Source organism: Blastococcus sp. URHD0036 (genome assembly GCF_000701365.1).
Lineage (GTDB): Bacteria > Actinomycetota > Actinomycetes > Mycobacteriales > Geodermatophilaceae > Trujillonella.
Genome location: NZ_JNIK01000013.1, coordinates 40,936 through 62,953, shown reverse-complemented (window position 1 = coordinate 62,953; position 22,018 = coordinate 40,936). Strand labels below are relative to the sequence as shown.

Here is a 22,018-nt window from a genome sequence, read left to right as displayed (position 1 = left end):
GTCGTCCGTAGCGTGCGTCACATCCCGACTCCGGGCGGACGACGTCGCGGGCACCTCGGTGCCCCAGCACGAGGAGGCACAGATGGTCGCGCTGGCCGAGGGTCTGCGGGTGGTCGACGCCGACGCCCACATGACGGAACGCCATGACCTGTTCACCGCGCGGGCGCCGAAGGGGTACGAGGACCGCGTCCCCCACGTCGAGCGGATCGACGGCCTGGACATGTGGGTCCTCGAGGGGAAGACGTTCGGCCGGGCCGGCTCGGGCGGGACCATCGACCTCGAGGGCAACAAGCACCCGTGGCGGGACTCGCAGGGCGGTTCGTGGGGGATCCAGGACGTGCACAAGGCCGCCTGGGACCCGGCGGCCCGGATCGAGCTGATGGACGAGCTGGGCATCCACGCCCAGGTCATCTACCCGAACGCGATCGGGCTGGGCGGTCAGAACTTCGCCAAGTCCGGGTCCGACCCGGCGCTGCTGCGGCTGGTCGTCGAGATCTACAACGACCACATGGCCGAGGTGCAGGCGGAGTCGGGCAACCGGCTGCTGCCGATGCCGATCATGCCGGCCTGGGACATCGACGCCTGCGTGCGCGAGGCGCAGCGCTGCGCCGACCTGGGCATGCGCGGGATCAACATGACCGCCCACCCGCAGGACGCCGGCTCCGCCGACCTCGGGAACCGGGCGTGGGACCCGCTGTGGGAGGTGTGCGCGGCCCGGAAGCTGCCGGTGCACTTCCACATCGGGGCCAGCCAGACGTCGCTGTCGTACTTCGGCACCACCTACTGGCCGAGCCAGGACGAGTACGTCAAGCCGGCCATCGGGGGCGCCTCGCTGTTCCTGAACAACTCCCAGGTGCTGCTCAACAGCGCCTACTCGGGGATGTTCGACCGGCATCCGGAGCTGAAGATGGTCTCCGTCGAGAGCGGCATCGGCTGGGTGCCGTTCATGCTCGAGGCGATGGACTACGAGCTCGAGGAGAACGCGCCCGAGTACTTCGAGAAGCTGCAGAAGCTGCCCTCGGAGTACTTCCGGGACAACTGGTACGCCACCTTCTGGTTCGAGAAGGGCCGGGGCGACCTCCAGCACCTGATCGACACCGTCGGCCAGGGCAACGTGATGTTCGAGACGGACTTCCCGCACCCGACGTCGCTGCACCCGAACCCGCTCGACATGGTCAAGGAGCGGATCGCGGCCCTGCGCCCGGAGACCCAGCTCGCCGTCATGGGCGGCAACGCCGCGGAGCTCTACCGCCTCTGGTGACCGGCTGACCGCCGCTGAGGCGGCCTGGGCGCCCTTCGAACGAGGCCGTCGCGGAACGCGCCGCGCGGGCCGCCCCGGCAGTACGGTTCCCGGCGGATCGCTCACCGCAGCGCCGCTGCCGAGAGCCTGCCCGGGGGAGCGTCCGTGGAGTCTCTCGCACGTCTGGTGTTGCGGCACCGCCGATGGGTCGTCTTCGGCTGGCTCGCGCTCATGATCGCCGGTGGGATCGCCGCGGGCCCGGTCTCCGACCGGCTGACCGTCGACTTCTCCCTGCCCGGCCAGCCGGGGTACGAGGCCGAGCAGGACCTGATCGACACCTTCGGGGCGAGCACCGCCGACACCTTCGTGCCGGTCCTGACCGTGCCCGAGGGCAGCACCGTGGCCGAGCAGGAGGCGGACGTCGCGGCCGTCTTCGACGCCGTCCGCACCGAGCTCCCGCAGGCCCGGGTGGTCGACCTGGCCAGCACCGGCGACGACCGGTTCGTCACCGACGACGGCCGCAGCACCTTCGCCCTCGTACAGGGGCCGGAGCCCACGGGCTTCGGGCCGGGCTTCGAGGCGCAGCTGCAGCCGGTGTTCGAGCAGGCGGCCGCGGCGGCCGGGCTGGACACCGGCCTCACGTCGTACAACCTGCTCGCCGCGGGCGGGGACACCGAGGGCCCCAGCGTGCTCGTCGAGACCCTCTTCGGCGCCGTCGGTGCGCTGGCGGTGCTGGTCTTCGTCTTCGCGTCGTTCCTCGCCCTCGTCCCCCTGATGATCGCCGCCGTGTCGATCCTGACGACGTTCCTGCTGGTCCTGGGCCTGACCTACCTGACCGACGTGAGCTTCGTCGTCCAGTTCCTCATCGCGCTGGTGGGCCTCGGCGTCGCCATCGACTACTCGCTGCTGCTCGTATCGCGCTGGCGGGAGGAGCGCGCGCACGGGCACAGCAACGAGGAGGCCGTGGTCATCGCGACCCGGACAGCCGGGCACGCGGTGCTCGCCTCGGGGGTGACGGTCGCGATCAGCCTGCTGGCGCTGATCGTGGTGCCGGTGCCGTTCCTCCGGAGCATGGGCCTGGGCGGCATGCTCATCCCGCTGGTCAGCGTGGCGGTGGTTCTCACCCTGCTGCCGGCGCTGCTGTCGTCGATCGGGCCACGGGTCGACTGGCCGCACGTGCGGCACGACGACAAGGCCGCCCGCGGCTGGTCGGCGTGGGCCCGGCTCATCGTCCGCCGCCGCTGGCTCGCCACCGCTGTGGCCGTCGTGCTGCTGGCGCTGCTCGTCGCGCCGGTGTTCCACCTGAAGATCGGGCAGTCGAACACCGAGTCGCTGGCGAGCAGTGGCCCGGCGTTCGACGCGCTGCAGACGCTCGAGGAGGGCGGGGTGGGCAACGGCGTCCTCACCCCGATCGTGCTGCTGGTGCCCGACGCGGAGGCCGATGCAGCGGTGGCGGCGGCGGCCGACGTGCCCGGTGTCCGCACCGCCGTGGTGGGCGGCAGTGCCGACGGCACGACCGTCGTCGACGTCGTGCCGGACGACGAGACCGTGGACAGCACGAGCATCGCCGTCGTCGACGACGTCCGCACGGCCGTGGAGGACGCCGTCGACGGCGACGTGGGCGTCACGGGTACCGGCGCGATCGTGCAGGACTACTTCCGGGCGGTGTACGACAACTTCCCCTACGTCCTGGGGCTGATCGCCCTGATCACCTTCGTCCTGCTCGTGCGCACGTTCCGCTCGCTGCTGCTGCCGATCAAGGCGGTGCTGCTCAACCTGGTCTCGCTCGCCGCCGTCTTCGGGTTCATCACCTGGTTCTGGCAGGACGGGCACGGCTCCGAGGCGATCTTCGGGGTGTCGGCCACCGGCGCGATCACCTTCTGGCTGCCGGTGATCATCTTCGCGTTCCTGTTCGGCCTCTCGATGGACTACGAGGTGTTCATCCTCGCCCGCATGCGGGAGGAGTTCGACGAGACCGGGAGCACCTCCCGTGCCGTGGTCACCGGGCTGGGACGCACCGGCCGGCTGGTCACCTCCGCCGCCCTCATCCTGTTCTTCTCCTTCGCGGCGCTGGCCTCCTCGCCCGGCACCGACATCAAGGTGCTGGGCACCGCGCTGGGCGTCGGCATCCTCATCGACGCGACCCTCGTGCGGGCGCTGCTGGTGCCGGCCCTGGTCAGCGTCCTCGGCCGGTGGAACTGGTGGCTGCCGGCCGGGCTGGCGCGGGTGCTGCGGGTGGCGCCCTCGCCGGTCGCGACGGTGCCGGAGGCCCGGGCTGCGGAGGAGCGGCCGCTCGCCCCGGCCGGCGTGACCGGTGGCGGCGACGCCGGGGGCGGTGGACAGGACGGGGTCCGCTGAGCAGGGTCAGGGGGGCCACGGTCACCGGACCGTCGCCGCTGAAGGGGAACCCCATGCCCGTCTTCATGATCGAACGCCGATTCGTCGAGGACCTCGACATCACCGCCGACGACGCGGACGGTGTCAACCGGATCAACGACGACGAGGGTGTGCAGTGGCTGTACTCGTTCCTGTCCGCCGACAAGCGCAAGACCTACTGCCTGTACGAGGCACCCTCGGCCGAGGCCATCCGCCGCGCCGCGCAGCGGGCCGGTCTGCCCGCGGACGTCGTCGTCGAGATGACCGCGACCATGCAGCCTGACGGCTCGCTCACCCCGCTCTGAGCGGACTCAGTCCAGCAGTCCCTGCGCGGCCGCGTACATGGCCGCCTGCGTCCGGTTCCCGGAGCCCGTCTTGGTCAGGATGCTGCGGACGTGGTTGGCCGCGGTGTTCTCACTGATCACCAACTGCTCGGCGATCTGCCGGTTGAGCAGCCCGCGACCGAGCAGCCGCACGACCTCGAGCTCCCTCGGGGTGAGCGAGTCGGGACGGCGCGGGACGACGTGCCGCGCGGGAGCCGGTCCGAGGGACCTGCGCACCCGCACCAGTCCGAGCGGCCCGGCCAGCGCGTCCGCCTGCTCGACGAGCTCGCCGACCGGTCGCCCGGCGCGCCGACGGTGCCGCGCCCAGGCGGCCAGCGTGTGCGCCCGGTGGACGGGGGCGCCCATCCGGGTGTCCATGTCCAGCGCCGTGGCGAACAGCTCCTCCGCCGTCCCCCGGCCCAGCAGCGAGTCGACGGCGCCGAGATACCGGTCCGCGCTGCCGAAGACGCCGACGAACTGCCCGGCGACCAGGTTGAGCCCGGCGTACTCGGCCAGCATCGGGCGCAGCACGCCGGCCGCCGCCTCGTCCTCCAGCGCGAGTGCCGCCTCCACGAGGAAGACCAGCACGCACGGCCACTGTGCCGACTCCTGGTACCGGCCCAGCTGTCCGTCCAGCAGCCAGCCCAGCAGCCGGGCCGCGGGCTCGTCCAGGTCCAGTTCGGTGTACAGCGCCAGCAGGCCCGGCGCCCACCGGTCGGCCGGCAGCTCCGTCCCGGTGACCAGCGGGCGGATCCGCTCGAGGGCTCCGGTCTCCCGGCGGATCAGGTAACCCTGCACGGCGCAGGGGCCCTCGGTGTCGTCGCTGCCGAAGGACTCGCCCATCTCCAGCAGGGCGGCGCAGGTGTCGTGGGCGGCCCCGAAGTCCCCGACGACGAACTGCCGGGCGTAGCGCAGGCAGCCGGCCATGTAGTCGAAGAACCCCTGGCCGGTTCCCCGGGCCATCCGCACCAGGTCCTCCTGTGCCTGGCCGAGCCCCACCGGATCGCCCTGCAGGTAGCTGATCACCCCGCGGTAGTAGGCCGCCGGACCGAGCTGCTCGAGGTCGCCCGTCCGCTCGGTCAGCCGGGACAGCTCCACCGCGCGGGCCAGCTTCGCCCCGGCGTCGACCGGCCGCAGTCCGTTCCAGAGGCTGGCCTGCAGGGCGTGCGCCAGCAGGTCCTCGTCGCCGAGCTCCCGGGCCAGCGCGATCGCCCGGGAACCCAGGACGCCGGCCTGCTCGGTCGCGCCGGTGAAGGCCAGCGCCCGGCCGAGACTGGCGACCGCCCGCACGTGGAGGGGGTCGGCCGGGTCCCGCACCATGCCGGCCAGACCGGCCGACAACAGCTCCACGGCCCGGTGTCCCGGCCGGCCCGGGCGCCACGAGGCGTCCTCGTAGGCGATGGCGGCCCGCAGCCGGACCGTCCCCGCCCCGGTGCCGGCGACCTGCTCGCCGAGCGTGCGGGCCCGGGCGAAGTCACCACCCAGCAGGTGGCTCCGGGCCGCGGACAGCAGCAACTCGTCCTGCCGGCCGGCGACGGACAGTGCGGCGGCCTGCTCGAACCACCGGGCCGCGTCCCCGTGGGCGAGGCTGGCGTCCGCGGCCCGGGCGGCCTCCGTCAGGTACCGGACAGCCCGCTCGGCCAGGTCGGGGCCCAGCGCCTGGGCCTGCGCGTAGTGGGAGGCCAGCCGCTGCGCGCGCCGCTCGGACACCGGTGCGATGGCCTCGATGACCGCAGCGACCCGCGCGTGCTGGCGGGCCCGGCGGGTGGGGGGCATCAGATCGAGGATCGCCTGCCGGGCCAGGGCGTGCGGGAAGCGGAACATCCCGCCGGCGCCGGACGCGGGCTCCAGCAGGCCGAAGGCCGCCGCCACGTCGAGGGCGGCCAGCGTGGAGTCGCTGCTCCAGGTGGACGCGGCGAGCACGGTGGCGACGTCGACGTCCTCACCGACGACGGCGGCCAGCTCCAGCGTCTCCCGCTCCGGTGCGCTCAACCGGTCCAGTCGGCCGGCGACGGTGTCCCGGACCGTCACCGGGGCCTGCCACCCGGCGGTGTCCACGGCAGCGGCCGCTCCGGCACCGCCACCGGCCGGGGAGACGCCCCGCGCGGACAGGTCCCGCCAGAGCTCGCGGAGGAGGAAGGGGTTGCCGCCGGTCTGGTCCCGCAGCACCGCGGCGGTGCGCCGGGCTCGGCGGGCGGGGAGCCGTCCCTCGAGGGTGAGGTACTCGGCGATGTCCTCGGTGTCCAGCCCGCCGAGGTCCAGCCGCCGTACACCGTCGAGCCGGTACAGCGCGGCGATCGCTCCGACCAGCGCCGGCGAGCGGTCCGGTGCGGTGGTGCGGTGCGTGCCGAGCACCAGGACCGGGCACTCGGCGGTCTGCTCCACCAGGTGGCTGAGCAGCTGGAGCGACGCTCGCCCGGCCCAGTGCAGGTCCTCCAGGGCGAGCACCAGCGGGCGCTGCCCGGCCACCGCCCGGAAGGCATCCACCGCCGCGTCGTAGAGCTCCGGGCGGTGCTCGCGTCTCCCGTGCCGGTCATCAGCCGGCGGTGCCCGCCGCCCCGCGAGCGTCCGCAACCGCTCGTCCGCCACGGCCGCGGCGTCCGGCCGGCTCGACGCGGTGCCGTTCCGGTCCGAGTCTGTGTCCGCCGCGTCCGACAGCAACGCCTCGATCGGCTCGACGAAGGGCTGATAGGGCGGCCCGAACTCGCCGGCGCACGTGCCCAGCAGGACGGCCGCGCCCTGCCGGTGCAGCACGGTGCACACCTCGGCGAGCAACCGGGACTTCCCGGCGCCCGGCTCCCCGCCGAGGAAGACGACCTGGCGGGAACCGGCACGGACCGCCGTCCACGCCTCCTCGAGCACTCCCAGCTCCGACCGCCGGCCGACGAACGCCGGGCGCGCGGGGCTGGACCAGCGCGTCGGCAGCGGCGGGGGTGCCCAACCGGACATCTCCCAGACGGTAGCCCTGCCGGCCGCCGTGGAGGGATGGTCAGATCTGGCCATCCGGACCAGTCGCGAGGTCGCGCACTTCTGGTCATGTGGACGGCCACCGGTCGCTCCTAGCGTGGAACGCGTCCCGACATCGCGCCGGGGCACCCGATCCACCGAGGAGTGGTCATGACAGTCGCCCTGGACACCCTGGCCCACCGGGTCAGCGGAACCGTCGTCCGGCCCGAGGACGCCGACTACGAGGACGCGCGGCACGTCTACAACGGCATGATCGACGCGCACCCGGCTGCCGTGGTGCGCTGCGCGAGCACCGACGACGTCGTGGCCACCGTGCGCTACGCCGCGGAGAGCGGGAGCCCGCTCGCGGTGCGCGGCGGCGGGCACAGCGTGCCCGGCTTCGGAACGGCGGACGGCGCGATCGTGGCGGATCTGTCCGGGCTGCAGTCGGTCGAGGTCGAGGACGGCGCACGGACCGCCCGGGCCGGCGGAGGAACCACCTGGCACCGGTTGAACGACGTCACCGCCGCGCACGGGCTGGCCGTGCCCGGCGGGATCATCTCCAGCACCGGGATCGGCGGCCTCACCCTCGGCGGCGGCATCGGCTACCTGTCCCGCGGGTACGGGCTCACCTGCGACAACCTGATCGCCGCCGAGGTGGTGACCGCGGACGGTTCGGTGCTCACCGTCGACGAGCAGGAACACCCGGACCTCTTCTGGGGCCTGCGCGGGGGCGGCGGGAACTTCGGCGTCGTCACGAGGTTCACCTACCGGTGCCACCCGGTCGCCGACGTCCTCGGCGGGCCGATGTTCTTCGAGCTGGCGGACGCTCCCGCGGTCCTGGCGTACTTCCGGGAGTTCATCGCGACGGCGCCGCGTGAGTACGGCGGGTTCCCGGGGTTCCAGATCGCGCCACCGCTGCCGTTCGTGCCGGAGGACCGGGTCGGCGACCCCCTGATCATGGTGGTCTCCTGCTGGACCGGGTCGGTCGCCGAGGGGGAGCGGGTCCTGGAGGGGTTCCGGCAGGTGGCCCGGCCGGTCGCCGAGCACGTCGGCGTGATGCCGCTCCAGGCGCTGAACAGCGCGTTCGACGCCCTGCTGCCACCGGGCCTGCAGCACTACTGGAAGGCGGCGTTCGTCGAGGAGCTCACCGACGAGGCGATCGCCGCGCACGTGGAGCACGGCGCGCGGGTGCCGTGCGTCAACTCGACGATGCACCTCTACCCGATCAACGGTGCGGTGCACGACGTGGCGCCCGGCGCGACCGCGTTCGGACACCGCGAGGCGAACTTCGCCACCGTCATCGCCGGGATGTGGCCCGATCCGGCCGACAACGAGGCGAACACCCGGTGGGTGAAGGACTACTACGCCGCGATCGCCCCGCACTCGCAGCCCGGCGGCTACGTCAACTTCGCCTCGGCCGACGACCAGTCGCGGGTGGCCGACAACTACGGCTCGAACTACTCCCGGCTGCTGGAGGTCAAGCGGCACTACGACCCGGGCAACCTGTTCCGGCTCAACCAGAACATCGCCCCCTGACGGCCGGCGCCAGGGCCCACCACCGCACGAGGAGGAGTGTCATGCGCGTCATCGATCGCACCGACCTGCCGATGGCCATCGAGGGCGGAGGTGTCGAGTTCCGCACGGATCGGGCCGGCGGGCACACCATCGCCTGGGTGCGGCTCCCCGCCGGCGCAGACCTCCGACCGGGCCTGGTCGGGCTGCCCGGGGACCTCTGCCCATGCCCGCACTGGGGCTACATGATCTCCGGCCGGCTGGTCATGCACACGGAGGACGGTGACCAGACCTACACGGCCGGCCAGGCCTTCTACTGGGCCCCGGGGCACGCCCCCGAGGCGATCGAGGACTGCGAGTACGTCGACGTCTCGCCCACCGAGGAGCTCGAACACGTCGTCCGGCACCTCCGGGGCGGCGCCCCGTAGTCAGCAGGTCGAGCCGACGTCGCCGGCGAAGGACGTGACGTCGCTGGCGAGGGTGGAGATCGACGAGGTCAGGGCTCGCAGGGTGGAGGCCGAGGGGCTGCTGGTCACGTCCGACAGCGCCGTCTGCACGGCCGTGAGGTCCGTGCTCAGCTGATCGGACTGGCTGGCGTACTCGTCCTGCGCGTCGTCGACGACCTGGTTGGCGTTCTGCTGGACGGTCGTGAACGCGGACTGCACGGCCGGGATGCCGCCCTCGCGGACGGGCACGTCGGAGAGGGCGGACACCGAGCTCTGCAGTTGCTGCAGCGAGGAGCACACCGCGGCCGTGCCGGTCGCCGAACCGGAGGCGGCGCTGCTCGACGAGGAACTGCTGGACGAGGCCGCACTCGAGCTCGAGGAGTCGGCGCTCGACGAGTCGTCGTCGGAGCAGCCCGCGAGCAGGATGCCGGCGAACAGGACCAGGACGGGCGCGGGCAGTCGTCGCATGCCAGGAGCGTCGCCGCGCCGGCCGTCGGGAGCATCGCCCGGCCGGGGTGAGCCGGCGCCTACCTCGGCTGGGGGACCGGGCCGGCAGCGCCGGAAGCGGTCACGAGCCCGGCCGGACGAGGGGCCAGCCAGGCCGTGGCGACGTAGGCCACCGTCACGGCGACGACGACCACCGGCATGACGGCCACCCCGTCGGCCCCCAGGATCAGGGTCGCCAGCAGGACCGAGGTCAGCGGCAGCTGGAGCATCGCGGCAGTGGTGGCGGCCAGCCCCATGGCGAGGGCCGGGACCATCGGCAGACCCGGCAGGTGGGACAGCGCGATCCCACCGGCCGCGCCGAGGAACAGGGCCGGGAAGGTCGGGCCGCCGCGGAACGCGACCAGCGAGCCCGCGTAGGCCAGCGACTTGCAGAGCAGCAGCAGGAGCAGTGCACCGACGGTGTAGTCCGCCTCGGCGGCGACCAGTTGCGGTAGCTGTTCCTCGCCCGAGAAGAGGACGTCGGTGACGTCGTGGCCGGTCGCCTGCGCGTAGCCGATGGCCAGGCCGGCGATCGCCAGCCCGACCAGCGGCGTGGCGACCAGCAGGTGCCGCTCGACGGGGGCCCGCAGCGGTACCGCGACCCGGCGGATCGCCGCCACCAGGACGGCGGCGGCTGCCCCGATGGCCAGAGCCCAGGCGAACTGCGCGACGTCCGGCCGGGCCAACGGGGGCAGGTCCGGGATCGCGAAGGAGACGACGCCCTCGCCGGACCACGCGTCGAGGCCGATGAACACCAGCGAGCCGATGCCGGAGGCGAGGAGACCGGGCAGCAGCAGCGGCCGGAGCATCGGGCCTCCGATGCCCGCGGCCTCCATGAGCAGGAAGGCGCCGGCGAGGGGAGACCCGAACAGGGCGCTGATGGCCGCGAAGCTGCCCGTCGCCGCGACGAGGGCGAGCGCCTGCGCGGGTATCGGCCGGCGGGCCAGCCGCACCGCCGCCGCGGCCAGGCCGCCGCCGATCGCGATCAGCGGCGCCTCGGGGCCGACCACGGCTCCGAGGCCGAGGCTGACGAGCGCGGCGAGCGCGATGCCGAGCAACGGCAGGGGAGCGGGCGCCCCGCCGCCGGGGTGGAAGCCGTCCAGCGGGGACTCCCCGCCCCCGCCGGGGAAGAAGCGGACGACGAGCCCGACCAGCAGGCCGGCTACCCCCAGCAGCGGCAGCGGCCACCAGACGGGAGTCGGGTCCAGGTCCAGGGCCTCGGGCAGATCGGTGTACAGCCAGTCGCCGAGACCGGAGGTGAGGACGAGGAAGCCGTAGGCGACGGCGGAGACGGGCACGCCGAGCACGGCGGCGATCACGAGCAGCCGGAGGTAGGAGGTGCTGCGCAGCAGCGTCGCCGGGTCACCCCCGGCGGTCGCCGCGGGGCCGCCAGGTGCGGCGCCTCCGGTCGCAGGACCCGCGGGCGCCTCTGTCGTCATGGCGGCGGCTCGGGCGGTGCCGCGTTCAGCGCGGCGACGGTCGCGTCCATCGCTGCTCCGATCCGCGCTCGCCCGGCCCTGCGGGCAGAAAGCTAACGGCGGCCGGGAGGCGTGGCCTCACCCGTTCCGGATGGTCACCTCGGCAATCGCCGGTCGGGTGAACCAGGCCGGCACCTCGGCACGAACGCCGTGTGTCTCCCCCTCCGGCAGGAGGGGCCTGCCCGACCCGCCCCCGGAGTCGCGGGACGACGCGGCGGCACGGGCGGGTCCGTGTGCCAGAGCGGCACGACACCGGTCGTCGACCCCGGCGACCGACTCCTGGAGGGATCCCCCGTGGGCATCAGCAGCAGTTCGTCCACCGCAGCCCGTCGACGCCCTCGGGCCGCCACCTGGCGGCGACGGCTCCTGGGGCCGGCGGTGAGCACACTCCTGATCGCCGCCACCGCGGCCTGCGGGTCCTCGGCTGACACCGACGGCTCGGCTCCCACGTCGAGCGCGTCGTCGTCCAGCGGCCCGTCCTCGACCGCAGCCTCCGCCGGCGCCACACCGTCGACGACGACGACGTCCGCCACCGCGATCACGATCGACGCGTTCGCGTACACGACACCGGCCTCGGTCCCCCCGGGAGCCATGGTGTCGGTCACGAACGCGGACGCCGAGGCGCACACCGTCACCGCGGACGACGGCGGCGCGTTCGACGTCACCATCCTCCCGGGCGCCACGGCCGTGTTCACCGCACCGACGACGCCGGGGAGCTACGCGTTCAGCTGCCTCCTCCACGGCAACATGCACGGCGTCCTCGTCGTGCAGTGACGGCCGCCCGGCCCCGGGGGCTGGTCACGCGGCGGAGCGTCTGCCGCGGCGACGACGCGCCAGATGCGCGCGGGCGAGCTGGAGTGGCTCGATGAGCCGCCCGCGCCGGGATGGTCGGCCGGGGAGAACGTGTGGGGTGCGCCATCAGGGACTCGAACCCCGAACCCGCTGATTAAGAGTCAGCTGCTCTGCCAATTGAGCTAATGGCGCGTGTCGTCCGGCTGGCCGGGCAACGAGGGAGAACGATACCAGCGCCGGAGTGGTCGCCGGTCGGGGCCCCTCTGCGCCGTGCGCGGCGGCTGCTCTCGTTCCGCTACTGCGTGGGAGCCTGGACCCGGGCGGCCCCGGACGCGGAGCCGGCGGGGACCGAAGGGGAGTAGGACCGAGTGCGACGGACTGCCGCAGTGGCCATGGTGGGGGCGGTGCTCCTGCTCGCGGGGTGCCAGGACGACGGGGACGGCGGGGGAGCGGCGGCGTCCTCGTCCGCCGAGGCGGAGCCGGCCGAGGTGTCGCTCAGCCCGGCCGACGGCAGCGTCGACGTCTCGCCGGTCGTCCCGCTCGAGATCACCGTGTCCGACGGCGACCTGCAGGACGTGACCGTCACCGACGGCGACGGGGCCCCGGTGGCCGGCAACGTGACCGACTCGCCCGACGACCCCGCGGTCGACGTGTGGACGCCGGACGTCGAGCTCGCCTACGGCACCAGCTACACGCTCACCGCCAGCGCCGAGGGCGGCGACGAGGAGACGGTCGAGCAGTCGGCCACCTTCACCACGGTCACGCCGGACCAGGTCTCCACGCCCGACATCGGCCCGCTGGACGGGCAGACCGTCGGTGTCGGCATGCCGATCCGCGTGTACTTCGACGAGCCGGTCGCCGACCAGGCCTCGGTGGAGAGCAACCTGCACGTCGAGAGCTCGACACCCACCGACGGCGTCTGGAGCTGGGTGAGCGACTCGGAGGTCCACTTCCGGCCGTCCACCTACTGGCCGGCGTACACCGACGTCACCCTGAGCGCCGACCTCTACGGCGTGTCCTTCGGCGACGGCGTGTGGGGTGAGAAGGACCGCACGATCGAGTTCAGCATCGGCGCCAAGCACGTGTCCGTCGCCGACGCCGGCACGCACGTCATCGACGTCTACGACGGGGACCAGCTCGTGCAGAGCTACCCGATGAGCGCCGGCAGCCCGGACAACCCGAGCCACAACGGCATCCACGTCGTCACCGAGCTCAACCGTGACCGGATCATGGACTCCAGCACCTTCGGCGTCCCGTCCGACGCCCCGGGTGGCTACCGCACCCCGGTCGAGTACGCCGTCCGGATCTCCAACAACGGCGAGTTCGTGCACGCGGCGCCCTGGTCGGTGGCCCAGCAGGGCAACACCAACGTCTCGCACGGCTGCATCAACATGTCCACCGAGCGCGCGGCCTGGTTCTTCGACTTCTCCCAGGCCGGCGACGTCGTGGAGATCAAGAACTCGATCGGGCCGCCGCTCGGCCGGGCCGACGGCGACATCTACGACTGGACGATCTCCTGGGACGAGTGGCGGGCCGGGAGCGCGCTGCAGTAGCCGGCCGCCGGCTCCGGTGGTTACCGGCCCGGCCTGGCGGGAACTCCCGGGGTCCATCCAACGAGGAGGAACCCGTGGACACCTGGGTGATCGTGCTGATCGTCGTGGTCGCCGTCCTGCTGCTGGCCGCGCTCGCGCTGGCCCTGGCCAAGCGCCGGCGAGTGGGGGCCGTCCGCAAGCGGGAGCAGGCCCGTGAGCACCTGCAAGAGGCGCAGCTGCGCGGCGTGCAGGCGGAGAAGGAGCAGGCTCTCGCCGAGGAGCAGGCCGCCCGCGCCCGTCGCGAGCGGGCCGAGGTCGAGGAGCGCACCCGCCTGGCCGAGCAGGAGGCCGCGCAGCGGGCCTCCACCGCCCACGAGCACGCCACCGCCGCCGAGGAGCTGCGCGCCAAGGCCGAGAAGCTCGCGCCCGGCCTCTCCGCCGAGCAGGCGCGGCACGCCGACGGGGTGGCCGCCGACGGCGACCGGTATCCCGAGGGCGGTGCGACCCGCCGCTAGCACCGCTCACTTCTGCGCCCCCCGCCGGTCACGTCTGGCGAGGGGCGCAGTCGCGTCCCCGGGACCAGGGAGGCGCCATGACCGACCTTCTCGCCATCGGCACCCGCAAGGGCCTGTGGCTCGCCCGCAGTGACGACGACCGCCACAGCTGGAGCCTCGACGGGCCGCACCTGCTGTCCCAGGAGGTGGCTGCGGTCTCCGTCGACACGCGGGGCCCGGTGCCGCGGGTGCTCGCCGGCGTCCAGTACGGCCACTGGGGTCCCACGGTCATGCGCTCGGACGACCTCGGTCGCACCTGGCAGGAGACGGAGTCCGGCGCCATCCGCTTCCCGGAGGACACCGGGGCGGCGCTGGCCCGGGTCTGGCAGCTGCGGCCGGACTCCGTCGACCGCCCGGGCGTGGTCTGGGCCGGCTGCGAGCCGCACTCGCTGTGGCGCAGCGAGGACGGCGGCTGCTCCTTCTCGCTGGTCCGCGGCCTGTGGGAGCACCCGCACCGGCCCAGCTGGGAACCGGGCGGCGGCGGGGGAGCGGTGCACACCGTGCTGCCCGATCCGGCGTCGGACCGGGTCGTCGTCGCGATGAGCACCGGCGGCGTCTACGTCAGCGACGACGGCGGGGCCGCGTGGGCGCCGCGCAACAAGGGGATCACCGCGGTGTTCCTCCCCGACGAGCTGCCCGAGTACGGCCAGTGCGTGCACAAGGTCGCCGTCGACGCCGCCGATCCGGACCGGATGTACGCGCAGAACCACTTCGGGGTGTTCCGCACCGACGACGCCGGGGTCTCCTGGCGGTCGATCGCCGACGGCCTGCCCGCCGACTTCGGCTTCCCGGTGGTCTCCTCGCCCCGGGAGCCGGGCACCGCCTGGGTGGTGCCCCTCGTCGCCGACATGGAGCGGCTCCCACCGGGCGGACGGCTGCGGGTGCACCGCACGCGGGACGCCGGCGCGACTTGGACGGAGCTGGGCGAGGGGCTGCCGGACGCCAGCTGGGCCGCGGTCATGCGCGACGCCTCCTGCGCCGACCAGGGCGACCCGACGGGGGTCTACGTGGGCACCCGGGACGGGTGCGTCTACGCCTCGGCCGACGAGGGGGACACCTTCACCACCGTCGCCGCGCACCTGCCCGACGTCCTCGTCGTCCGCGCGGCGCGGCTGCCATGAGCGCGGAGGTCGTCCTGCCCGGCGTGCTCGCCGACCTGGCCGGCGGGGCCAAGCACCTCACCGTCGACGGCGGCGGGACGCTGGCCGACGTGCTGGACCGGCTCGACGTCCAGCACCCGCTGCTGGGCAGGCGGATCCGGGACGAGACCGGGGCGGTGCGCCGGTTCGTCAACGTCTACGTCGACGGGGACGACGTCCGGTTCGCACAGGGCCTGGCCACGCCGGTGGCCGACGGCGCGGTGGTGCAGGTCCTGCCGTCGGTCGCCGGGGGCTGAGCCAGGGGTCAGAGGGTGGCCAGCTCCGCGCACTCCGGGCACAGCTGCTCGTCGTCGTAGCCCTGCGGCGGCCACGGCGTCTGCTCGTCCACTGCGACGTAGGCGCCGCACAGCGACTTGCGGCTGCGTCCGTGGACCCGGCCGATCGTGGCGTGCAGCGGGCCGATCCGGCGCGGCTGCAGCCCGTCGGCGGTCCCGACCGCGCCGACCATGACCACCGCGTGCGCGGTGCCGTACGCGTAGGTCGTCGTCATGTCGCCAGGGTCCGAGCCGGGGGACGGGCGGGCCAGCACCGCCGGGCGCGTGTCCGGCCCGTCCGCCTCACCCGCCCCAGCCGGCTCGGCGGGGCAGGGAGCGAGCGGTGCGGGCCGGTTCCGGATAGCTGTAGTCGCTCCACCGATTGCGCTTCAGTTCCGTTGCGCGCGACCGATGTCCCGCACATGACGACGACGTCCGCGCCTCTCCCTGTCCCGCACGTCGCCGCCGACCGCGGCGGGACCGGGTGGTCCTGGGTGCCCCGGGGAGCCCGGCTCGACGAGCGCAGCTTCCAGGCCCGGCACCGGGTGACCCTGGCCGTCCTGGTGGCGCACGTGCCGGTGCTCGCGGGTGTCGGGCTCGCGCGTGACGTCGGCGGCTGGCTGCTCTGGGGGCAGCTCGCGGCCCTCGCCGGCATGGCGGTCCTGGGCGTCGTGCTCCGGGCTCCGGTGGCACGGGCGACCGCGGTGTGCCTGGGCCTGATGATCGGCGCCGACGTCCTGGTGCACGTGGGAGGCGGCCTGACCGACCTGCACATCTGGTTCTACGCCCTGCTGCCCCTCGTCGCGCTGTACCAGATGTGGACCCCGTTCCTGGCCGCCGTCGGCTTCGTCGCCGTCCACCACGCGGCGATGGGCGTCTGGATGCCGGAGTCGGTGTTCAGCACCCACCAGGCGCACGAGAACCCGCTGGCGTTCGTGGCGCTGCACGCGGTGTTCCTGTTGATCGAGGCCACGTTCCTCGCCTACGGGTGGAAGTTCACCGAGCAGGCCGACCGCGAGCGGCGGGAGCAGCGCCGGCTCGCCGACGAGCAGCGGGCCGGCCAGGTGCAGGCCGAGCTGGAGCTGGCGACCGAACGCGCCCGGGCTTCGGACGAGGCGGCCCGGCAGGCGCGGGAGAGCGCGGAGCGGGCGGCGCGCCGCGAGGAGAGCCTGCGCGAACTGGTCGAGGCCGGTCACCGGCTGAACTCCAACGTGGAGACGGCGACCGGGGTGATGGACGGACTGCGCTCGGCCATCGGCGAGATCGCGGCGGCGGCGAGCCACGCGAGCGGAACCGCGCAGGAGGCCAGCTCCCAGTCGCGGGCGGGAGCCGAGACCGTGGAGCGGCTGGCCGGCACGATGACCGAGATCGAGAACATCGCCGCGGCCATCTCCGGCATCGCCGACCAGACGAACCTCCTCGCCCTGAACGCGACGATCGAGTCGGCCCGCGCCGGGGAGGCCGGCAAGGGATTCGCCGTCGTCGCCGGGGAGGTCAAGGACCTCGCGTCGGAGACGGCCCGGGCGACCGAGCGGATCCGGCGGGTGGTGGAGACGGTCCGCACCGACGTCGGCTCCGCGGGCGTCGCCCTCGGCGGCGTGCAGGAGATCATCCGCGGCGTCGTCGACGCGCAGAGCACGATCGCCGCCGCGGTGGAGGAGCAGAGCGCCGCGTCGATCCAGGCCCAGGAGGCGATCGCGGGGGCGTCACGGGAGGCCGACCGGATGGCCGCCGACCTGCAACGCGTCGTCGCCGGGGAGTGATCGCATGGCAGCTCTCCCCAGGGTTCCCGGCGAGTTTCGGCAGGTCAGCGCCCCGGGATCGCTCGGCCGGTGCGCCTAGCGTCTCCGGCATGTCCAGCCGCGCCGCCGTCCGTCCCGTCCTCGAGGCCCTGCAGGCCGACGACCAGCCCGTGACGATGTTCGCGCTGCTGCAGCGGCTCAACCCCCGGCCCGCGGACGGCGACGGGGTGGCGTGGCGGCAGCGTCAGGTGGACCTGCTGGGCTGCTTCACCAGCGCGCACGCGGCCGGCTACCTCGAGTCCCTGCCGCGGGAGCCGGGTCAGATCACCGAGACCTTCGCGCTCAGCGCGCGCGGCCGGGAGCTGCTGGGCACCGACGTGACGCGGCCCTTCTCCCGGGTGGCCGGCACCGAGCGCCCGTCGGACACCCCGCCGCCGGCGCTCGAGCGCCGGAACGGCCGGTGGGTGCTCCGCGGCCGGACCACCGTCCAGATCGGCTGACCTGCGCGGAACGGCTCAGAGCTGGGCGGCTACCAGGGGCTCGAGGGTCACGCCCGGCTTCTCCCGGACCATGCCCATGACCCACTTGGTGGTGAAGAGGGCGAGCAGCTCCCCGTCCGCGCGCTCCATGACCTCGGTGCCGCTGCTGGACGTGATGGCCGGGACCGAGGCCTCGTCGGTCTTCATGGCCAGCGAGTAGGGGAGCGAGTCCAGGGAGATCCGGGCGCCGAACTCGTGCTCCATGCGGTGGCTGGCCACCTCGAACTGCATGGGGCCGACGACGGCGAACACCGGCGAACCGTCGCCGCGCCGCTCGGAGACGAGCACCTGCACCACGCCCTCGCCGGCGAGCGTGTCGATGCCCTTGCGGAACTGCTTGTACTTGCTCGTGTCGGCGACCCGGGCGACCGCGAAGTGCTCGGGGGCGAACGTGGTGACCGGGGGATAGGTCACCGGCCGGTCGACGTACAGGGTGTCGCCCACGCCGAGCGCGGCCGCGTTGACCAGGCCGACGACGTCGCCGGGCCAGGCCGTCTCGATGGTCTCCCGGTCCCGGCCGAAGACCTGCTGGGCGTACTTCGTCGCGAAGGGCCGGCCCGTCGAGGCGTTCGTGACGACCATGCCCCGCTCGAAGACGCCCGAGCAGATCCGGATGTAGGCGAGCCGGTCGCGGTGCCCGGTGTCCATGCCGGCCTGGACCTTGAACACGAAGGCGCTGAACGGGGCGTCCAGCGGGTGTGGCTGCCCCTCGGCGTCCGGCCGCGGCGTGGGGGCCGGCGCCAGGTCGACGAGGACGTCGAGCAGCTGGCCGACGCCGAAGTTCGACACCGCGGAGGCGAACAGCACCGGGGTGGTGTCGCCGGCCAGGAACATCTCCTGGTCGTGCTCGGCGCCGGTCTCGGCGAGCAGTTCCGACTCCTCCACGGCCTGCGTCCAGGCGTCGCCCTCGCGGGCGGCCGCGGCCTCGGCGGGGAAGACCTCCTCCGGGGCGATGGTCGCGCCGCCGGCGGTACGGGTGAAGTGCCGGTAGCTGCCGTCGCGCCGGTCGAGCACGCCGCGGAAGTCGCCGGCGATGCCCACCGGCCAGGTCAGCGGCGTCGGGATGAGGCCGGTCCGCTCGGTGATCTCGTCCATCAGCGCGAGCGCGTCCATGCCCGGCCGGTCCCACTTGTTGATCACGGTGATGATCGGGATGCCGCGGTGCTTGCAGACGGCGAAGAGCTTCATCGTCTGGGTCTCGAGGCCCTTGGCGGCGTCCACGAGCATCACCGCGGCGTCGACCGCGGTGAGCACGCGGTAGGTGTCCTCGGAGAAGTCGGCGTGCCCGGGGGTGTCGAGCAGGTTCACCACGGCGTCGCGGTAGGCGAACTGCAGGGCGGCGGAGGTGATGGAGATGCCGCGGTCGCGCTCCATGTCCATCCAGTCGCTGACCGTTCCGCGGCGGCCGGCCTTGCCGTGCACCGCACCGGCCGAGCCGATCACCCGGGCGTGCAGGGCGAGGGCCTCGGTCAGGGTCGACTTGCCGGCGTCGGGGTGGCTGATGACGGCGAAGGTCCGCCGCCGGCCGGCCTCGGCGACGACGTCCCCGACCTGCGGGGCCCGCGACGACGGCACCGCGGAGCCCGGGGCGGTCGGTGCTGTGCTGCTCACGAGTGGTTCTCCCTGACGACGGGTGCGGTGTCGGCCGCCCGGGGCGTCCACCCGGACGTGGCGATCTCCCGGTCGCAGTGCGGCCGGGGTCTCCGTACGGGGGCGACGGGGCTCGGAGTCCGCGAGTCGAGCTGTTCGCGGCCGGTCCGCCCGACACCCCAGGTTAGCGCGCCGCCCGCGACTGCCCCGACCGGCGCCGGGCGGGCGGTGATCGTCGTCACTTCCGGAGCGGGGGCGGAACCCGGACCGGAGCCGGAGCGACTACTGGGTCATCGCACGCACCTCGGCAGCAGGCCGGTCCGGCGATCGACCGAGGAGTTTCTCCGTGCCCGTCCGTCCCCTGCGCGTGCTCGCCGCCGTCTCCGTCACGACCGTCGCCGTCCTGGCCGCCGGGGTGGGCACTGCCTCCGCCCACATCCGGGTGTCCTCCGCCGACGCGGCGCCCGGCGGCTACGGCGAGCTGACGTTCCGGGTGCCGAACGAGAGCGACACGGCCTCGACCGTCTCGCTGCGGGTGCAGATCCCGACCGACACCCCGCTGGCCTCGGTCAGCGTGAAGCCGGTGCCGGGCTGGACGGCGACGACCACCACGGGGGCGATCGACCCGCCGGTGGAGGTGCACGGCAGCGAGGTCACCGAGGCGGTCACGGAGATCACCTGGACCGCCGACGCGGGGGCGGGCATCGCGCCGGGGGAGTACCAGACCTTCTCCATCAGCGCCGGTCCGATCCCGGACGTCGACGAGCTGGTCCTGCCGACCATCCAGACCTACGACGACGGCGAGGAGTCGGCCTGGATCGAGCCGACCGTCGAGGGTGAGGAGGAGCCCGAGAACCCCGCTCCGGTCCTCTCGCTGACCGGGTCGGACGACGCCGGCCACGATGCCGACGAGGCGTCTTCTGACGACTCGACCGACGCCTCCGACGCGACGGCGGACGACTCCGACGACTCCGACGGCCTGGCGGTGACCGCGCTGGTCGTCGGCATCGTCGGTCTGGTCGCCGGCCTGGCCGGGCTCGGACTCGGGCTGGCCACCCGCCGGCGCAGCTGACCGTGGCGCCGGTCCGGGCGCCCCTTCTCGAGCGGGGTGCCGGTGTGCTGCCCTGGGTCGGCACCGTCCTGCGCGTGGTGGTCGGCACGGTGTGGGTGGTCGCCGGGTCGCTGAAGCTGCCCGACCCGGCGGCCGCCGAGCGCGCCGTCCGTGCCTACCAGCTCGCGCCGGAGGGCCTGGTCCCGCTGCTCGCCTTCGGCCTGCCGGTGCTGGAGATCGCCGTCGGCATCCTGCTGCTCGCCGGGGTCTTCGTGCGGCCGGCGGCGGTGGTGTCCGCCCTGCTGCTGGCCGGGTTCATCGCCGCCGTCTCCTCGGCGTGGGCGCGCGGGCTGAGCATCGACTGCGGCTGCTTCGGCGGTGGCGGTGAGGTCGACGCGGACTCGACCGCCTACCTGTCCGAGATCGTCCGCGACGGCGCCCTGCTCGTCGCGGCCCTGTTCCTGGTCGCCCGCCCGCGTACCCGCTGGGCGCTGCTCGACCGTGCCCCCACGTCCCGAGGAGGTCCCGATGCCGGGTCCTGACCGTTCCCCGACCCGCGGCCGGCAGGCCGCCCGGGAACGCATCGCGGCGAAGCGGGCCGCCGAGCAGGAGGCCGAGCGGCTGCGCCGGCGCAGGCGCGGCCAGCTGATCGCCGGCATCACGGTCGCCGTGGTCGTCGTGGCCGCCGTGCTCGTGACCGTGCTGGTGCAGTCCGCCCGCACCGACACCGCCGACGCGGTGGCGCCGGCCAACACCGCGGCGGGCACGGCGGAGACCGGGTTCGCCGTCGGCTCGCCCGGCGCGCCGGTCACCGTCGACGTGTACGAGGACTACCTCTGCCCGGCCTGCCGGGCGTTCGAGGAGAGCACGGGCGACACGCTCGACCAGTTGGTGGCCGACGGCGAGGTGCTGGTCCGCTACCGGCCGGTCGCCATCCTGGACCGGTTCTCCGACGACGCGTACTCCACCCGGGCGGCCAACGCGGCCGCGGTGGTCGCCGACACCGCGGGGGCCGACGCCTTCCACGCGTTCAGCGAGTCGCTGTTCGCCCAGCAGCCCGCCGAGAACGGCCCCGGGCTGACCGACGACGAGCTGATCGACGCCGCCGCACAGGCCGGTGCGCAGGGGGACGACGTCGCGGCCGCGATCCGGGACCTCCGGTTCGGCGACTGGGTCGCGAGCGCCACCGACCGGGCCAGCCGGGACGGGCTGACCGGCACGCCGCGGATCCTCGTCGACGGGGAGCCGCTGGAGGCCCCGACCGCCGAGGCGCTCAGCGCCGCCGTCGAGGCCGCCCAGGGCTGAGGTCCCGGGACCGCCGCAGCGTGCTGACCTGCGCCTAGCCTTCGCCGCGTGCGCACGAGCCGCGGCCTGGACCGACTGATCACGTTCCTGGACGCGGTCGTCGCCATCGCCATCACGCTGCTCGTGCTGCCCCTGGTCGACGTCCTCGACGAGGACCACGAGCAGAGCCTGTCGACGGTGCTGTCGGACAACGCCGGACGCTTCGGCGCGTTCCTGCTCAGCTTCGTGGTGATCGCGCGGCTGTGGCGCGCGCACCACGCCATGTTCGAGCGGGTCGGCGGCTACGACCCGGTGTTCGTGTCGCTGAACTTCGGGTGGCTGCTGACGATCGTGTTCCTGCCGTTCGCCACGCAGGTGGCTGCGGTCTACGGCGGCCAAGATCGGCTGGCCGTCGCGCTGTACCTCGGCACGGTCGCGATCAGCTCCGTGCTGCTGGCGGTCATGTCGCTGCTGATCGGCCGCCGCGACGCGCTGCGCCGCGACGACGTGCGGCCCGAGCACGCCACCCCGCCGGGCTGGTGGACGACGAGTGCGCTGCTGCTGGTGGCCTTCGTCCTCGGGGTGGCGGTGCCGGCGGTTAACTACTGGGCGACGCTGCTGCTGCTCCTCAGCGCTCCCGTCGAGCACGCCGTCCAGCGCCGGGCGGGAGCCGTTCCGGTGCGCGAGTAGCGAGACCCGCGGACGCCGAC

The 22,018-nt window shown here is 73.9% G+C and carries 21 protein-coding genes and 1 tRNA gene; 16 read left to right on the top strand and 6 right to left on the bottom strand.

Annotated elements, in window-relative coordinates:
- The first annotated feature begins 82 nt into the window (after positions 1-82).
- From N555_RS0109920 to N555_RS0109910, 3 genes are all read left to right on the top strand, one after another.
- Positions 83-1,261, top strand: coding sequence for an amidohydrolase family protein (locus N555_RS0109920; protein WP_029431332.1), 1,179 nt, complete (start codon positions 83-85; stop codon positions 1,259-1,261).
- A 144-nt stretch (positions 1,262-1,405) separates the two neighbouring features.
- Positions 1,406-3,598: an MMPL family transporter gene (locus N555_RS0109915; RefSeq protein WP_051683920.1), complete on the top strand. Its 2,193-nt coding sequence runs from the start codon at positions 1,406-1,408 to the stop codon at positions 3,596-3,598.
- 53 nt (positions 3,599-3,651) lie between these two features.
- Positions 3,652-3,921, top strand: coding sequence for a DUF4242 domain-containing protein (locus tag N555_RS0109910; RefSeq protein ID WP_029431330.1), 270 nt, complete (start codon positions 3,652-3,654; stop codon positions 3,919-3,921).
- A gap of 6 nt (positions 3,922-3,927) precedes the next feature.
- Here N555_RS0109910 and N555_RS0109905 read toward each other — a convergent pair whose 3' ends face one another.
- Positions 3,928-6,888, bottom strand: coding sequence for an ATP-binding protein (locus N555_RS0109905; protein WP_197028959.1), 2,961 nt, complete (start codon positions 6,886-6,888; stop codon positions 3,928-3,930).
- 168 nt (positions 6,889-7,056) lie between these two features.
- Between N555_RS0109905 and N555_RS0109900 the strand changes: the two genes are divergently transcribed.
- Entirely contained in the window at positions 7,057-8,424 is a 1,368-nt protein-coding gene (locus N555_RS0109900; RefSeq protein WP_029431328.1) for an FAD-binding oxidoreductase, read from the top strand.
- 41 nt (positions 8,425-8,465) lie between these two features.
- Entirely contained in the window at positions 8,466-8,828 is a 363-nt protein-coding gene (locus N555_RS0109895; protein WP_029431327.1) for a cupin domain-containing protein, read from the top strand.
- Here N555_RS0109895 and N555_RS0109890 read toward each other — a convergent pair whose 3' ends face one another.
- Positions 8,829-9,314 (bottom strand): hypothetical protein, encoded by a 486-nt coding sequence (locus N555_RS0109890; RefSeq protein WP_029431326.1) that lies wholly within the window; start codon positions 9,312-9,314, stop codon positions 8,829-8,831.
- A 59-nt stretch (positions 9,315-9,373) separates the two neighbouring features.
- Positions 9,374-10,771 (bottom strand): chloride channel protein, encoded by a 1,398-nt coding sequence (locus N555_RS0109885; protein WP_081866115.1) that lies wholly within the window; start codon positions 10,769-10,771, stop codon positions 9,374-9,376.
- 417 nt (positions 10,772-11,188) lie between these two features.
- Between N555_RS0109885 and N555_RS28275 the strand changes: the two genes are divergently transcribed.
- Entirely contained in the window at positions 11,189-11,584 is a 396-nt protein-coding gene (locus N555_RS28275) for a cupredoxin domain-containing protein (RefSeq protein WP_029431324.1), read from the top strand.
- 137 nt (positions 11,585-11,721) lie between these two features.
- On the opposite strand, the gene N555_RS0109875 is transcribed toward N555_RS28275, so the two are convergent.
- Positions 11,722-11,794 (bottom strand) — tRNA-Lys (locus tag N555_RS0109875).
- A 212-nt stretch (positions 11,795-12,006) separates the two neighbouring features.
- Between N555_RS0109875 and N555_RS0109870 the strand changes: the two genes are divergently transcribed.
- The 4 genes from N555_RS0109870 (at position 12,007) to N555_RS0109855 (ending at position 15,084) form a co-directional block, all read left to right on the top strand.
- On the top strand, positions 12,007-13,155 hold the full coding sequence (locus N555_RS0109870; RefSeq protein WP_231502687.1) for a L,D-transpeptidase: 1,149 nt from the start codon (positions 12,007-12,009) through the stop codon (positions 13,153-13,155).
- A gap of 74 nt (positions 13,156-13,229) precedes the next feature.
- Positions 13,230-13,649 (top strand): hypothetical protein, encoded by a 420-nt coding sequence (locus N555_RS0109865; RefSeq protein WP_029431322.1) that lies wholly within the window; start codon positions 13,230-13,232, stop codon positions 13,647-13,649.
- A gap of 77 nt (positions 13,650-13,726) precedes the next feature.
- On the top strand, positions 13,727-14,809 hold the full coding sequence (locus N555_RS0109860) for a WD40/YVTN/BNR-like repeat-containing protein (RefSeq protein ID WP_029431321.1): 1,083 nt from the start codon (positions 13,727-13,729) through the stop codon (positions 14,807-14,809).
- Entirely contained in the window at positions 14,806-15,084 is a 279-nt protein-coding gene (locus N555_RS0109855; RefSeq protein ID WP_029431320.1) for a MoaD/ThiS family protein, read from the top strand. Before N555_RS0109860 ends, N555_RS0109855 begins: the two co-directional genes overlap by 4 nt.
- 8 nt (positions 15,085-15,092) lie before the next feature.
- On the opposite strand, the gene N555_RS0109850 is transcribed toward N555_RS0109855, so the two are convergent.
- Positions 15,093-15,338 carry a hypothetical protein gene (locus N555_RS0109850; RefSeq protein WP_029431319.1) on the bottom strand — a complete coding sequence of 82 codons (246 nt, stop codon included), beginning with the start codon at positions 15,336-15,338 and terminating at the stop codon, positions 15,093-15,095.
- 186 nt (positions 15,339-15,524) lie between these two features.
- Here N555_RS0109850 and N555_RS28270 point away from each other — a divergent pair, with 186 nt between their 5' ends.
- Together N555_RS28270 and N555_RS27875 are read left to right on the top strand one after the other, a co-directional pair.
- Positions 15,525-16,865, top strand: coding sequence for a methyl-accepting chemotaxis protein (locus N555_RS28270; RefSeq protein WP_029431318.1), 1,341 nt, complete (start codon positions 15,525-15,527; stop codon positions 16,863-16,865).
- An 89-nt stretch (positions 16,866-16,954) separates the two neighbouring features.
- Positions 16,955-17,344, top strand: a complete 390-nt coding sequence (locus tag N555_RS27875; protein ID WP_029431317.1) for a hypothetical protein — start codon at positions 16,955-16,957, stop codon at positions 17,342-17,344.
- Between the two features lie 15 nt (positions 17,345-17,359).
- Here the strand turns inward: N555_RS27875 and N555_RS0109835 are convergent, their stop codons facing one another.
- Entirely contained in the window at positions 17,360-18,994 is a 1,635-nt protein-coding gene (locus tag N555_RS0109835) for a peptide chain release factor 3 (RefSeq protein WP_231502686.1), read from the bottom strand.
- A gap of 325 nt (positions 18,995-19,319) precedes the next feature.
- Here N555_RS0109835 and N555_RS0109830 point away from each other — a divergent pair, with 325 nt between their 5' ends.
- Genes N555_RS0109830 through N555_RS0109815 form a run of 4 tightly spaced genes read left to right on the top strand, consistent with a single transcriptional unit; the run spans position 19,320 to position 21,998 of the window.
- Positions 19,320-20,045, top strand: coding sequence for a YcnI family copper-binding membrane protein (locus N555_RS0109830; protein WP_029431315.1), 726 nt, complete (start codon positions 19,320-19,322; stop codon positions 20,043-20,045).
- A 44-nt stretch (positions 20,046-20,089) separates the two neighbouring features.
- Positions 20,090-20,566 (top strand): MauE/DoxX family redox-associated membrane protein, encoded by a 477-nt coding sequence (locus tag N555_RS0109825; protein ID WP_197028957.1) that lies wholly within the window; start codon positions 20,090-20,092, stop codon positions 20,564-20,566.
- Positions 20,553-21,329, top strand: coding sequence for a DsbA family protein (locus tag N555_RS0109820; protein WP_051683919.1), 777 nt, complete (start codon positions 20,553-20,555; stop codon positions 21,327-21,329). The genes N555_RS0109825 and N555_RS0109820 overlap by 14 nt, the downstream gene beginning before the upstream one ends.
- 48 nt (positions 21,330-21,377) lie before the next feature.
- Positions 21,378-21,998, top strand: coding sequence for a TMEM175 family protein (locus N555_RS0109815; protein ID WP_029431312.1), 621 nt, complete (start codon positions 21,378-21,380; stop codon positions 21,996-21,998).
- Positions 21,999-22,018 lie beyond the last annotated feature (20 nt).

What these genes read in the sequence shown, in the direction of transcription:
- N555_RS28270 (WP_029431318.1), top strand. Translation starts at nt 15,525, where the DNA reads ATGACGACGACGTCCGCGCCTCTCCCTGTCCCGCACGTCGCCGCCGAC.
- N555_RS0109920 (WP_029431332.1), top strand. Translation starts at nt 83, where the DNA reads ATGGTCGCGCTGGCCGAGGGTCTGCGGGTGGTCGACGCCGACGCCCAC.
- N555_RS0109905 (WP_197028959.1), bottom strand. Translation starts at nt 6,888, where the DNA reads ATGTCCGGTTGGGCACCCCCGCCGCTGCCGACGCGCTGGTCCAGCCCC.
- N555_RS27875 (WP_029431317.1), top strand. Translation starts at nt 16,955, where the DNA reads ATGTCCAGCCGCGCCGCCGTCCGTCCCGTCCTCGAGGCCCTGCAGGCC.
- N555_RS0109895 (WP_029431327.1), top strand. Translation starts at nt 8,466, where the DNA reads ATGCGCGTCATCGATCGCACCGACCTGCCGATGGCCATCGAGGGCGGA.
- N555_RS0109900 (WP_029431328.1), top strand. Translation starts at nt 7,057, where the DNA reads ATGACAGTCGCCCTGGACACCCTGGCCCACCGGGTCAGCGGAACCGTC.
- N555_RS0109855 (WP_029431320.1), top strand. Translation starts at nt 14,806, where the DNA reads ATGAGCGCGGAGGTCGTCCTGCCCGGCGTGCTCGCCGACCTGGCCGGC.
- N555_RS0109890 (WP_029431326.1), bottom strand. Translation starts at nt 9,314, where the DNA reads ATGCGACGACTGCCCGCGCCCGTCCTGGTCCTGTTCGCCGGCATCCTG.
- N555_RS0109860 (WP_029431321.1), top strand. Translation starts at nt 13,727, where the DNA reads ATGACCGACCTTCTCGCCATCGGCACCCGCAAGGGCCTGTGGCTCGCC.
- N555_RS0109910 (WP_029431330.1), top strand. Translation starts at nt 3,652, where the DNA reads ATGCCCGTCTTCATGATCGAACGCCGATTCGTCGAGGACCTCGACATC.
- N555_RS0109885 (WP_081866115.1), bottom strand. Translation starts at nt 10,771, where the DNA reads ATGACGACAGAGGCGCCCGCGGGTCCTGCGACCGGAGGCGCCGCACCT.
- N555_RS0109820 (WP_051683919.1), top strand. Translation starts at nt 20,553, where the DNA reads ATGCCGGGTCCTGACCGTTCCCCGACCCGCGGCCGGCAGGCCGCCCGG.
- N555_RS0109850 (WP_029431319.1), bottom strand. Translation starts at nt 15,338, where the DNA reads ATGACGACGACCTACGCGTACGGCACCGCGCACGCGGTGGTCATGGTC.